The sequence below is a fragment of the Novacetimonas cocois genome, from assembly GCF_003311635.1.
Taxonomy (GTDB): Bacteria; Pseudomonadota; Alphaproteobacteria; order Acetobacterales; family Acetobacteraceae; genus Novacetimonas; species Novacetimonas cocois.
The window spans coordinates 37,684-49,359 of the sequence record NZ_QEXL01000007.1 but is presented as its reverse complement, the minus strand read 5'-3'; the positions used below and the strand labels follow the sequence as shown (position 1 = coordinate 49,359).

Sequence of the window (11,676 nt, the reverse complement as noted above, 5' to 3'; positions counted from 1 at the left end):
CCAAAAATTTAGCGAAAACCCTATTATATAATAGGTATTTCGCTAAAAATTTGGCAGGTTAAGTGAGGTAACACCTTAAAAAAGTGAATGCTCAAAAAAAAGCCGGGTTCATTTCCGGCTCTTTTTTTATCAATTCACGAATGTGTGGAACTTCCCGATATGTTCAGGTGTCCAGTCATATAGATTATCGGGCAATCCCTCATTCCTAGCCCATATCTGATAGCACTCGTCCATTAGGTTCGCTGAATAGGGGCCACAGCAGATAATGGCCCCATCCCACTCATCCAGTTCATAATCGCTTTTAATGGCCGCATGTTCGATTGCGCTATCTGTGGACATGAAACGCATTAATTTTTCTTCTGATGTCATTCCGTCTCCGTTATGGAAATAGTATTCCTCCTATCTATCCAGCAATGAATGACTCCGCATAAATTGTAACTTTAGACCTTGCTCTAAAGTTACCTTTCGGATGTGACACTTTTATGTAACTTTAGGGTTGTTTTTGGATTTATGTGACATACATTCGTCAGAGTCTTAGATTCTAAAGTTACACATTCGGAGGTGGCGCATGCTTATCGGTTACGCACGGACCAGCACAACGGATCAGGTGGCCGGTTTGGAAGGTCAGGTTAGGGAACTGAAAGCCAAGGGCTGTGCCAAGGTGTATGCGGAGCAGATATCAGCTACCTCCGCCCGTAGGCCAGAACTGACAGCTTGTATGGATAACCTACGGGCTGGTGATGTGCTGGTGGTTGCCAAGCCTGATCGTCTGGCACGTTCAACGGCGGATTTGTTGGCTCTGGTTAAAGATATTGAAGCCAAAGATGCTGCCCTGTTGATCCTTTCAATGGGAGGCCAGGAACTGGATACCCGCAATCCGACCAGCAAACTGATGCTAACCATGCTTGCCGCTGTCGCGGAGTTTGAACGCGATCTCATGAAGGAAAGGCAGGCGGAAGGGATTGCCAAGGCAAAGGCAGATGGTCGCTATAAAGGGCGCAAGCCAACTGCTATGAATCAGGCATTAAAGATTCAGCAGATGAAGGCGGAAGGGCAGAAAGCTACAGATATCGCTAAAACTCTGAATATCAGTCGTATGAGCGTATATAGGGCATTAAGAGATGTATAATAAATCGCAAGGATATGCGGCTGCTATTTCTATTTTATGTATGTCCTTTTTTATGCCAGCATTGTTTCTTGATACAAGAAAACCTATAGAATATGCTGATTACATAAAACTGTTTCCTACATTTGTTGTTGGTGTCATTACAGCATATATAGCTTATCAACAACATATAGTCTCCAAGCAACAAAAAAATATATCAAAAAACAAGTTAAATTTAGATTTGTATGATAAAAGATTTGCGATATACGAAATATTTTTGAATATGAGTATATGGTCTACTTCTATATATGAAAATAGTTATGAACCTGATCAGTTAACACGAGAAGCGGAATTTCTTAAAAATAGATATGAGAGTAATAAAGAAAACTATCTGAAACATATAGATGATTTAAACGCTTTTTGTGAACAATCTAGGTTTTTAATGAATGACGAAATTTATAGTAAACTTTCCGAAGCTAGAAGAAATATATTTGAAGCTCGGGGGTATGCTGATTCTTTATATGACGTGATACAACGTAAGAAAATTATATCCGAAAATGATTTTGAAGCAATACAGGCGAATAGAATGGAAATGATCGGTTATATAAATCAAAAAAATCAATCATTTAATTATGTCAGGAATTTTTACATGAATATTTTACCAAATATGATGAAACCATATTTGAATATTCCTCAAGATGTCTCAAAAGATTAGAATTGATATTTTGTAGTAATTCACGGTGATAGATAATATCGTTATGGTGTAGTGTATTATTTTGACATTTATTGGTGTGGTGAATGTAGAATTTCTCCAGAATTTTTATGCTGATTACCATACTTCATACCTTGGTTGATCAGCGATATAGGATGCCGCAGATTATAAAATGGTTTCGCTACGAGAATTCCTTATAGGAGCGAATGAACACGAAGGGCATTATAAGGACGCATGGTGTTGATTAATGCCCTTCGTGGATTAATCTGTGCGGCAGAGATTAAAAATATTTCACATTACAATATAGTAAGAAATCAACTGACAAAATCTAGCACAGTTTAAGCGCATATTATTTTTTAAACAAAAATATCAGTATGTTATGTGCGTTTCGTCTATTTGGTAAGGGAGAGGTCGACAGTTCAATCCTGTCCAGCAGCACCATGATTTCCTTATATATTTTTGTTTTGCCCGGAATCATTTCCTGTGCCAGCTGGCACAGAAAACTTTCAGGCTCCTGACAGGACCAGCGCCGCCTGACGTAGCTTGTCGGGGAATAAACATGCTCGATCATCTCGATGCTGTTTTCAAGATGCCCGGCGACCATCTCAAAAAGCCTTCTGACATCACCATCCATGCGATGCATGCATGATCAGGGCATGAGGTGTCAGATTGACTGTGAGTGTGTGTTCATGTCGCACTCCGGTTGCTTGGTCCCGGCGGTCATCAGCCCTGGCAGACGACGCGGCGTTCTGGCGACGCATCAGGGATGCACCGCATCCGCTCGGCGCCCTATGCGGCGTTCGTATTTTTCCGTCTTGCGATTTCCGCCATGATAAGTCCCAGCGCATGCCGGGCGGCGTTTTCGTTTCCGTGCGTGAAATCGGCGCGGCACAGGTCGCGCACTATGGTGGAAAACCGTCCTTCCTGATCCACGGTGGCAAAGCGGGAGACCGCGCGTGTGACGACGTGGCACATGGGCATGCGGGGCCGTACCTCCATCGACAGCCATTCGCGGATATGGCGCGCCGCCTTTTCCAGATCACCGGTGTCGGCAAGGTCGGGGGCCCACCAGCCGCGCCAGACATATTTCACCGCATTGCCGAGGCAGAACGACATGTGGCGCACGATCTCGATGCATTGCACCCCGGATGGATGACGGTAGGAGGGGGACGGGGCGACGGCGGACTCTGACGCTTCTTCCACGGGGTGTTTCTTCCTTCTTGTCCCCTATGATCCACGCGCGGGCCGGTTCTGCGTCCATGCGGGATCGCAACCAAGCTTCATGCAATCGTCACACCATGGCTGCGGGCGGCCTGCTAAGGAACCGTTACCCGCAGCATCGCGGGCCAGCAATAGAGGTTTGCGGATCATGAACACACAATCCGATTACCCCACCAAGACCCCTTGCGATCCCCATGAGGAATGGCGACTGGCCCTGATTCAGGCATGGAAAAACAGGCGTGGCTATACACGTCCGACCGATACGGCCTATCCGGTTTTTGAAGAAGACTTTCTTTTCGACGAGCTGTGAGCGGCATCGCCCCCGGCCAGCAATGACCGGACGGGGGCATGTCGCGCCGGGATGCCAGCATCGTCCGCCCGGCTGATGATGATGCGCCGTCCTGCAGGGCAGGGCGGTCAGCCCGAACCGTCCTGACCCTGCGGGACGGTGACGCGATCAGCAGGGAACGGCCCCGCCCGGGCGCGTCACATCGCCTGCTGGTGGCGCACCGGGGGATGGCGTCATTCCTGCGTGGGCGTGGTGGTATGGTATTTCGTATGCTTGTGCCCGTGCCATGAATGGCCGGTATGGGGGCCAGTGGTCCCGGTTGTATTGGGCGTGGCGGTCCCGGTCGTGGAATCGTTGGGTGGCGGCTGCGTTCCGGGCTGTTCCCTGACGGTGCGGGGGTTGTTCCACAGCTTGTCCGACGGGTCGATCCGCTGTCCATTACGATCTGTGGCGGAGGGTGGGTTCTTGCCCACTTCGGACGCCGCGGAGTCCGCGTTGGGCTGTGGCGGGGGCGTTGTCTGCGCAAGTGCGATGGACGGCACCCCGGCAAAGGCCGTCAGCATGAACAGGGAACTGGCAAGAATTTTCATGACGCTTCCTTTTTTTATGAAATGCGCGGCGGACATGAATTCCAACCGCCCATGCGCGAAAAGGTTGCGTGCCCGCCCGGATCTCCCTGCTCCCGTCTCCCCTTTGACCAGATGGTACATCACTCACCACCCGCCCCGCACGAAAAGCAGTTCCAAAAACCCTCTGTAATCATAAGAAAGTTTTTGGTGAAGCTTTTTTCAAAAAGCTTCGATAAACGCCACCTTCCTGACAAAAGGCGGCGCCCGGAAACTTTTACCATTTTTCTCGGTCAGTCGTTTCCGGCCCCCCCCCAACGGGGACGGGTTCATGTCTCCGGCCCCGTGGTTTCGCCCTTTGACGGCGGATCGCTGGCGGGGAAGGTTTCCTCCAGCGCCTCGTCACGGTCCTGGTCCTTTTCCGTTTCGGTCTTCGGAAGGGGTTTTTCAGTCTGGTTCCTGATATCCGACATCGGGATTCTCCCTTGTTATATGGCGGAACTGTTCAACAGCGTAATCGGGCAGGAGTTCCGGAAATACATCGCGCCCCCACAGATCGGCAGCGGCGGGGGATAGGGCTGCGGGTCGTCGATGGGCTGCGGATCCTCGCCCGGTTCCGGCGGGTTGGTGGGGGGCACCGGCACGCCGGGCGGCATCGGGGGCACCGGCGCGGGGGACGGCGGCTGTTCAAGGCCATGCGGGATGAAGGCAAAGCGCATGTCTGTTCTCCCTTGCATATAAGGCAGGCAACGAGACATCCCCGACGGGGGTTCCGGTAAAAAACACATCACCGGACCCGCGATGACCGCAGGCCCGGTGACTGGATGTGCGCAAAGAGGAAAGATGAAATGTTGTGATCAGATAAGGCGGTTTCAAATGCCGCGATCACCCGCCAGCGTCAGTCGAGCCTGACCGCCGGGCGGACGAAAACGTCAAGCCAGTCCACAAGGCACGAAACAAGGCCGCGGAAGGTGCCATACAGTTCGAACTGGTGCTGGCGATACAGCATCAGGTGAACCATGCGCGCGGTAATGCCCCTGAGCCACCCGCCACCAAAGACCTTGCCGCCGGGGAACGTGCCCCATCCGTTGTAATCGCCCAGTGCCACGACCGCGCCCTTGTTGTGGAAGGCGAACGGCGGCAGCTTTGCGCCATTGATCCAGCGCGGCATGTAACGCGCCAGGTGATGCGCCTGCTGGCGGGCGACCTGCGCGGTGGGGGCGACGGGCTTTTCCGCGATGAAGGCGCAGTCGCCCATGGCAAAGATGTTGTCATCTTCCAGAAGCTGCAGGGTCGGGCGCACCTCAAGCTGTCCGGAGCGCGAGAGCTTCAGCCCCGCGAAGTTGCGCGTCACGTCAGGCGCCTTCACGCCTGCCGCCCATACCCGCAGGGTCGCGGGGATGCGCGTACCGTCCTTGAGCATGTAGCCCTTTTCATCCGCGCCGCTGACCATGGCGGAGGTCTGCACCGTCACGCCGATATCCTCGAGCTGCTTTTTCGCCGCCGCCGACACGGCTTCGGGGAAGGCCGGCAGGATGCGGGGGCCGGCTTCCAGCAGGGTGATCTTCAGCTTGGGCGGCTTCTTGCCAAAACTGTAGAGGGAGGCAAGGTCCAGCGCCTTGTGCAGTTCGGCGGCAAGCTGCGTGCCCGTGGCACCGCCACCGACGATGGCGATGTCCAGTTCCTCGTTATTGCCGAACGCCTTGAGCAGTTCCATGCGGAAGCGTTCGTTGAATCCGTTGGCTTCGACCAGGTTGTCGATGAACAGGCAGTGCTGGGCCACGCCGGGCGTGCCGAAATCGTTGGCGCGGCTGCCGATCGACAGCACCAGCGCGTCATATTCCAGCGTGCGTTCGTCAAGGATGACCTCGCCCGAGGGTTCCTTTACCGGGGCCAGCGTGATGGACTTGGCCGCGCGGTCAAGGCCGGAGATCTCGCCGGGCCAGAAATCGAAATGATGGCGGCTGGCCTGCGACAGGAAGCTGATGCGGTCGTTTTCGTTGGCCGCCGTGCCTGCCGCGAAACAGTGCAGCATCGGCTTCCACACATGGGCGAAGCTCTTGTCCACCAGTGTGATTTCAGCGCGTCCCGACTTGCCGATGGAATCGCCCAGACGCGTCGCCAGCGCCAGGCCCGCGATACCACCGCCGACAATCACCACCCGAAACTTTTGTGCCATCCTATGCCTCTTTCACCCCTGCCGCACAGTGTCCCGGCCCCCGTGGGAAAAACCCTGTCGCATTACGAATATATCGAAAAACTGTTCATGTCCGTGCCGGCCCGCGCCCGTTGCGGGGGCGGCGGGCGGCAAGACGGCAACGGCCGACCCGGCAAAAGAAAACCGGCCCGGCCGCACCGCCTGCGTATCATGGCGTGGCGGCCTTCGCCGCCACGACCCGCGATCAGAAGAAGCCGAGCTTCTTTTCGCTGTAGCTGACAAGCAGGTTCTTGGTCTGCTGGTAGTGTTCCAGAACCATCTTGTGCGTTTCGCGGCCGATGCCGGACTTCTTGTATCCGCCGAACGCCGCATGCGCGGGATAGACGTGATAGCAGTTGATCCACACGCGGCCGGCCTCCAGCCCGCGACCCATGCGGAAGCAGGTGTTGGCGTCACGGCTCCACACGCCCGAACCCAGCCCGAAGGGCGTGTCGTTGGCGATGGCCAGCGCTTCTTCTTCCGTCTTGAAGGTCGTCACGGCCAGGACCGGGCCAAAGATTTCCTCCTGGAAGATGCGCATCTTGTTGTTGCCCTTGAACACGGTCGGCTGCACATAGCATCCCTTGTTCAGGTCGCCGCCCAGGTCGGGGCGTCCGCCACCGGTCAGCAGCTGCGCGCCTTCGCCCTTGCCGATGTCGATGTAGGACAGGATCTTTTCCTGGTGGCCGTGCGAATTCTGCGCGCCCATCATGGTGTTGGGATCCAGCGGGTTGCCCTGGCGGATCGCCTTGATGCGCGGCAGGGCGCGTTCGATGAACTTTTCATAGATCGATTCCTGAACCAGCGCGCGGCTGGGGCACGAACAGATCTGGCCCTGGTTCAGGGCGAACATGGTAAAGCCCTCGATCGCCTTGTCCAGGTAATCGTCGTCGCGGTCCATGACGTCGGCGAAGAAGATGTTCGGCGACTTGCCACCCAGTTCCAGCGTCGCGGGGATCAGGTGTTCGGCGGCGGCATGGGCGATCATCTTGCCCGTGGGCGTGGAACCCGTGAACGCGATCTTGGCGATGCGGTCGCTGTTGGACAGGGCCGCGCCCACGTCCTTGCCCAGGCCGTTGACGATGTTCAGCGTGCCGGGCGGGAACAGGTCACCGATCAGTTCCATCATCACAAGGATGCTGGCGGGCGTGCTTTCGGCGGGCTTCATGACGACGCAGTTGCCGGCGGCCAGTGCCGGGGCCAGCTTCCACGAACCCATCAGCAGCGGGAAGTTCCACGGAATGATCTGTGCGACAACGCCCAGCGGTTCATGGAAGTGATAGGCGATGGTCGTGTCGGTGATTTCGCTCAGCGTGCCTTCCTGCGCGCGGATGCAGCCGGCGAAATAACGGAAATGGTCGATCGCCAGCGGGATGTCGGCGGTCAGGGTTTCACGGATCGGCTTGCCGTTGTCCCATGTTTCCGCACGGGCGAGCAGCTCGAGGTTCTGCTCCATCTTGTCCGCGGCCTTGAGCAGGATCAGCGCGCGATCGGCCGGGGAGGTATGGGCCCAGGCGGTCTTCGCCTTGTGCGCGGCATCGAGTGCCAGTTCCACATCAGCGGCGGTGGAGGCGGGAACTTCGCAAAGCACGCGGCCATCGACGGGCGACGTGTTCGTCAGGTAATGACCCGCGATCGGGGGCAGCCACTTGCCGCCGATATAGTTTTCGTAACGCGCCTTGAACGGCGGCTTCTCGGTCGTGAAATCGGAAGACATGAGCCATGTTCCCTTGGTTGTTATACAGTGTCCATGTCCGTATTTCATGGGAATATGAAATACAGTTTCATGGTTACCCATTTGTCCGGCGTTGCTGATCCCGGTGCGTGGTCCGGCGACTGTTCATGTCCCGCAGGCAGGACCGAACGGTACAGGGAATGGGTTGCATCCTGCATTTCCTGTTATCTGTTCACCGTGTTTCTGAACGTCTGTACCGGGATAAAATCGTATCTGCGTGTCACCACCCCAGTCTGCCGGTTGCAAGGATCGGCGAGGAAAGAACAAAACCGCCGGATACAGCGGAATGTCTATATCCACTGGTATATAGATAAATCGTGAACCACAAGCGTCCGGATAATCACGTAAACGTGAGGTGGACACCCGATGTCATATTGTGTCCCATTAAAACAGTTATATATCAATATGTTGGTTTGTTATGTCCGGCAGTCATTTTCAACAACTGAAATACAATGAAAGAGCAGTTGCATAAAACCACCCGCTGATCCGGCCTGGTCATGCCGGGGCTGGCGGGAATGTGACCCGCCGCCGGGACCGGCTTTTCCCATGCGGATGAAATGGCGGGATTGATTGTGAACGTTGCCGTAAAATACAGCGAAAAAACATTTCCAGCGTATGGCGGAAGGCGGCGGCCATCATGCCGCCGTGCGCGGGGCGTAAAGGAAGTGTCCGGATCTTTGTTGGCAGGATAACGGATTTTTACCCGCAATGGCGGAATCGGCGCCTGCCTGTCATCGCGATGAACCGGAATTGTCCCCCACGGGGGAAGCGTCCGATTCCGGCACGTGCCCGTCGGGCAGGCTCCGCCCCAGTCCCCGCAGCAGGATGGCAAGGTCGCGTGGCCCCATGATCGCGCTGTTGCGCAGGCGGGGATGTCCGTCGCGGTCGTACCACATCAGCCAGAACAGGTCGCCGCGGCCATCATGGGCGCGGACATGTTCCAGCCACATCGTATCCCCCGTGTCATCATGGCGGATCAGGGGATCGGGAAACACGCTGCCCCGCGTCGTGCCGTCGCCGTGGGAATATCCGCGCGACGTATCGGTGCGGTACCACGCATTGCGCATGCCGTACCGTGCGGCCGGCGTTCCGTCGGGCGGGGATGATCCCGATTGGGGTGATGCCGGCGGGGCTGACGTCGGCGGGCGCGCGATCATGGCATGCGTTCCATTATGGTCCTTCGGGATTGCGTGCCGCGTGGCGCGCATGGCGCACGGGCGACGGATGGGGCTGACGCAGGCGGGTGCATGCGGTATCTCACGCGCATACAGCAGACGTTGCAAGGAAACAGGCAATGACACAGCAGACCCCGGCCACCCCCGCCAGCGACGACCCGACGGCAAAGGGCAAGGCCGCCGCCGTCGGGGGGCAGCCCCTGATCGAGAACCCGTATGAAGAAGACACCCCCGAATTCGCGCAGTGGTCGGCGGGCTGGTGGAGCGTGCGTGAGAACGACGGCGACGAGGATCCGCTGGATCAGGCATGAGTTACAATAATGTGACCTCAGCACGTTGTTACCACAGTTGTGTTGTATGGTTATTCACGTGTGTCATTAATAACGGACAGTAACGGCTGTTTTTCCGAACGGTTGTGACTGTTCTCAGGTTGGCGGCATTCCTTTCACCGGGGGTGCCGCCTTCTGTCTTTTACGCCCCGATCACTGCACTTATGTCACGGATGCTGACCGGAATGCTGCTGCGTCGCGCCCATGTATCCCGTGTCTCCTGATGACGGGATCCTGCGGGCATGATCCCACCTGAATGCGCCGCCCCGCGCATCCGTTCCGGCATGCGATCCGCCCCATGCCGAAGCCTATACGTTTTGCTCTTGTCACGAGCCGGAAAACCTTCATGATCAAGTATGTCAGGGCATCATGATATGAGCAGAAAAAGATTTTCCAGTTCCGCCACAGATGACGCGGACTCCCTCGAAGTACTGATGAAGTATTGGCCGGATGAGGATGAAGCGTCCGTCCCCGCCGAAGAGGAGGCCGATCCCGTCCCGCCGTCCGACCGGATGATCCGCGTCCTGCCTGAAGAGTTCGCGTTTCCCGCCATTCCCCGGAATGCCCGCATGCCGGACCGCTATGCCTCCGTGCGGCGGCTGGAACAGCCGCTCAGGCTGCATGTCCCGGATTTCGTGGAATCCCGCATCGATCTTGCGCTGCAGTCCTGTCCCCACGCGACCGACGCGGTGGAGGCGATGGCGAACGCCGAACGTGAACTGATGGCATGGGGCACGCCGGGACGGATGCGCCCGGTGCTGCTGGTCGGGCCGCCGGGGTCGGGCAAATCCACGGTTGCGCGCCTGTATCACGAGACCATGGGACATGCGGTGCACAAACAGAACGTCGCCGCGATGTCCGATGCCCTGTCGCTGATGGGAACGCACCAGACCTATGGCGATTCCAAGCCCTCCATCGTGCTGGAGGCGATGGCCCGCACCGGCATGGCCAATATCTGCATGATCATGGACGAGGTGGACAAGTCCCCGCGCGAATGCCGGAACGGAACGGTACAGGACGCGCTGCTGCAGTTCCTTGACCTGGCGGAGGCCCGGACCTTCCGCGACGTGTTCCTGAACGTGCCCGTCGATGTCAGCCATATCCGCTGGGTCATGACCGCCAATTCGCTGGAGGCGATTCCCGCCCCGCTGCGGTCGCGCTGCGCGGTTGTGCATGTCCCGGCCCCGACGGTCGAACACGTGCCCGCGCTGGCATGGAACATCGTGCGCGAAATCGAGGTCGAACGGAACCTGCAGCCCGGCTGGTTCGACCTGTCGACGTACGAACTGGCGCAGCTGCAGAATGTTTTCGCAGGCGACATGCGCATGCTGCGCCGCTGTGTGGAAATTGTCCTGCGCGAACAGGTGCGCCACTGGCCCCGCGCCTGACGGGAGGAGAAAATGGCGGCGGCGGAATTGTAACGGCGTCAGCCCGAACCATATATGTTACAACATGATATGCGGAGGGCGCGTGGGTGATTGATCGTGACTGGCAGGTTGAAATGCTGCGGCGCATGGAAAAGGCGGGCGGTACGATCGACCCGGGTTCCCTGCATGACGGTGATGAACAGAAATGCGCCCGTAACCTGCTGGACCTTGAACTGCAGGGGCTGTCCACCGGCGGCGTCAGCGCCACGCCACAGGGATTCCGGGTGGGCGGGACCTGCACGATTACCGATGCGGGGCGGCGTTTCCTCGCCCGGCCCGAAAACATGGAAATCACGCTCGATGGCCCGACCACGGTCGCGGCACTGCGCCAGCGCGTGCTGGACGATGCCAGCCTGTCGGACGGGCAGCGCAAGGACCTGCTGACCTCGCTGCAGACGATGCATCCCCTGACGCTGAAGGGGCTTGGCCGCGACCTCCTCAACGCTGCCGTGGCGGAGGGACCGCATGCCATCCCGCTTCTGCGCAAGCATACGGGAAACTGAAGGACGGGCATCCCGACAGCGGGGGCACGACGCCCGCGCGGTGAAACGGGCGGGACAGGACGGAGTCCCGCGTCCGGTTTCGGCATGGCGCGGGCCAAAATTTTGTTACATAATATTGCGCCATTCCCCGTGCCGGCAGGCGCGGGCGCAGGGACACGTTCATCCCGCGCGGCCCCGCGTGGGCTGTCCTGTCACGAATTGCGCGCGACCCCGTGTGCCCCTGTAGGGGCATTAGGAATAATTACCTGATTTTGGGAAAAATGGTGCCGACACTCGGAATTGAACCGAGGGCCTACTGATTACGAATCAGTTGCTCTACCCCTGAGCTATGTCGGCGGAAGTTGTGCGCTTGATATCCGACGTTGGACGCGGATGCAATATGCCAAATGCACCATTCCTCAATTTAATTCGCGTTGT

14 protein-coding genes and 1 tRNA gene are annotated in these 11,676 nt (G+C 57.1%); 6 read left to right on the top strand and 9 right to left on the bottom strand.

Annotated features, from left to right (window positions below; genetic code table 11):
* Window positions 1-568 precede the first annotated feature (568 nt).
* Both NJLHNGOC_RS06480 and NJLHNGOC_RS15620 read left to right on the top strand, forming a co-directional pair.
* A complete protein-coding gene (locus tag NJLHNGOC_RS06480; protein WP_113595644.1) occupies window positions 569-1,129 on the top strand; it encodes a recombinase family protein in 561 nt (186 codons plus the stop codon).
* The gene (locus tag NJLHNGOC_RS15620) at window positions 1,122-1,820 is read left to right on the top strand and encodes a hypothetical protein (protein WP_133258677.1); all 699 of its coding nucleotides are present in this window, start codon (window positions 1,122-1,124) and stop codon (window positions 1,818-1,820) included. The genes NJLHNGOC_RS06480 and NJLHNGOC_RS15620 overlap by 8 nt, the downstream gene beginning before the upstream one ends.
* Window positions 1,821-2,166: 346 nt before the next feature.
* Here the strand turns inward: NJLHNGOC_RS15620 and NJLHNGOC_RS06475 are convergent, their stop codons facing one another.
* Both NJLHNGOC_RS06475 and NJLHNGOC_RS06470 read right to left on the bottom strand, forming a co-directional pair.
* Entirely contained in the window at window positions 2,167-2,451 is a 285-nt protein-coding gene (locus tag NJLHNGOC_RS06475) for a hypothetical protein (RefSeq protein WP_133258676.1), read from the bottom strand.
* A 155-nt stretch (window positions 2,452-2,606) separates the two neighbouring features.
* Complete coding sequence (locus tag NJLHNGOC_RS06470) at window positions 2,607-3,020, bottom strand: DUF3310 domain-containing protein (protein ID WP_113595642.1); 414 nt, start codon at window positions 3,018-3,020, stop codon at window positions 2,607-2,609.
* A 166-nt stretch (window positions 3,021-3,186) separates the two neighbouring features.
* Here NJLHNGOC_RS06470 and NJLHNGOC_RS15875 point away from each other — a divergent pair, with 166 nt between their 5' ends.
* The gene (locus NJLHNGOC_RS15875) at window positions 3,187-3,348 is read left to right on the top strand and encodes a hypothetical protein (protein WP_165829348.1); all 162 of its coding nucleotides are present in this window, start codon (window positions 3,187-3,189) and stop codon (window positions 3,346-3,348) included.
* 212 nt (window positions 3,349-3,560) lie between these two features.
* On the opposite strand, the gene NJLHNGOC_RS06465 is transcribed toward NJLHNGOC_RS15875, so the two are convergent.
* From NJLHNGOC_RS06465 to NJLHNGOC_RS16145, 6 genes are all read right to left on the bottom strand, one after another.
* Window positions 3,561-3,917: a hypothetical protein gene (locus NJLHNGOC_RS06465; protein WP_239021372.1), complete on the bottom strand. Its 357-nt coding sequence runs from the start codon at window positions 3,915-3,917 to the stop codon at window positions 3,561-3,563.
* Between the two features lie 305 nt (window positions 3,918-4,222).
* Entirely contained in the window at window positions 4,223-4,366 is a 144-nt protein-coding gene (locus tag NJLHNGOC_RS15870) for a hypothetical protein (RefSeq protein ID WP_165837858.1), read from the bottom strand.
* A gap of 15 nt (window positions 4,367-4,381) precedes the next feature.
* Window positions 4,382-4,612, bottom strand: a complete 231-nt coding sequence (locus tag NJLHNGOC_RS06460) for a hypothetical protein (protein WP_110531059.1) — start codon at window positions 4,610-4,612, stop codon at window positions 4,382-4,384.
* A gap of 179 nt (window positions 4,613-4,791) precedes the next feature.
* Window positions 4,792-6,072 carry an NAD(P)/FAD-dependent oxidoreductase gene (locus NJLHNGOC_RS06455; protein ID WP_113595641.1) on the bottom strand — a complete coding sequence of 427 codons (1,281 nt, stop codon included), beginning with the start codon at window positions 6,070-6,072 and terminating at the stop codon, window positions 4,792-4,794.
* 223 nt (window positions 6,073-6,295) lie between these two features.
* Window positions 6,296-7,807 carry an aldehyde dehydrogenase family protein gene (locus tag NJLHNGOC_RS06450; RefSeq protein WP_113595640.1) on the bottom strand — a complete coding sequence of 504 codons (1,512 nt, stop codon included), beginning with the start codon at window positions 7,805-7,807 and terminating at the stop codon, window positions 6,296-6,298.
* A gap of 749 nt (window positions 7,808-8,556) precedes the next feature.
* Window positions 8,557-8,982: a hypothetical protein gene (locus NJLHNGOC_RS16145; RefSeq protein ID WP_206059728.1), complete on the bottom strand. Its 426-nt coding sequence runs from the start codon at window positions 8,980-8,982 to the stop codon at window positions 8,557-8,559.
* A 137-nt stretch (window positions 8,983-9,119) separates the two neighbouring features.
* On the opposite strand from NJLHNGOC_RS16145, the gene NJLHNGOC_RS06440 reads away from it, so the two are divergent.
* The 3 genes from NJLHNGOC_RS06440 (at window position 9,120) to NJLHNGOC_RS06430 (ending at window position 11,259) form a co-directional block, all read left to right on the top strand.
* The gene (locus NJLHNGOC_RS06440; RefSeq protein WP_110531065.1) at window positions 9,120-9,311 is read left to right on the top strand and encodes a hypothetical protein; all 192 of its coding nucleotides are present in this window, start codon (window positions 9,120-9,122) and stop codon (window positions 9,309-9,311) included.
* Between the two features lie 392 nt (window positions 9,312-9,703).
* Entirely contained in the window at window positions 9,704-10,717 is a 1,014-nt protein-coding gene (locus tag NJLHNGOC_RS06435) for an AAA family ATPase (protein ID WP_239021371.1), read from the top strand.
* A gap of 86 nt (window positions 10,718-10,803) precedes the next feature.
* A complete protein-coding gene (locus tag NJLHNGOC_RS06430; RefSeq protein ID WP_113595639.1) occupies window positions 10,804-11,259 on the top strand; it encodes a hypothetical protein in 456 nt (151 codons plus the stop codon).
* A 261-nt stretch (window positions 11,260-11,520) separates the two neighbouring features.
* Here the strand turns inward: NJLHNGOC_RS06430 and NJLHNGOC_RS06425 are convergent.
* Window positions 11,521-11,595 (bottom strand) — tRNA-Thr (locus tag NJLHNGOC_RS06425).
* Window positions 11,596-11,676 lie beyond the last annotated feature (81 nt).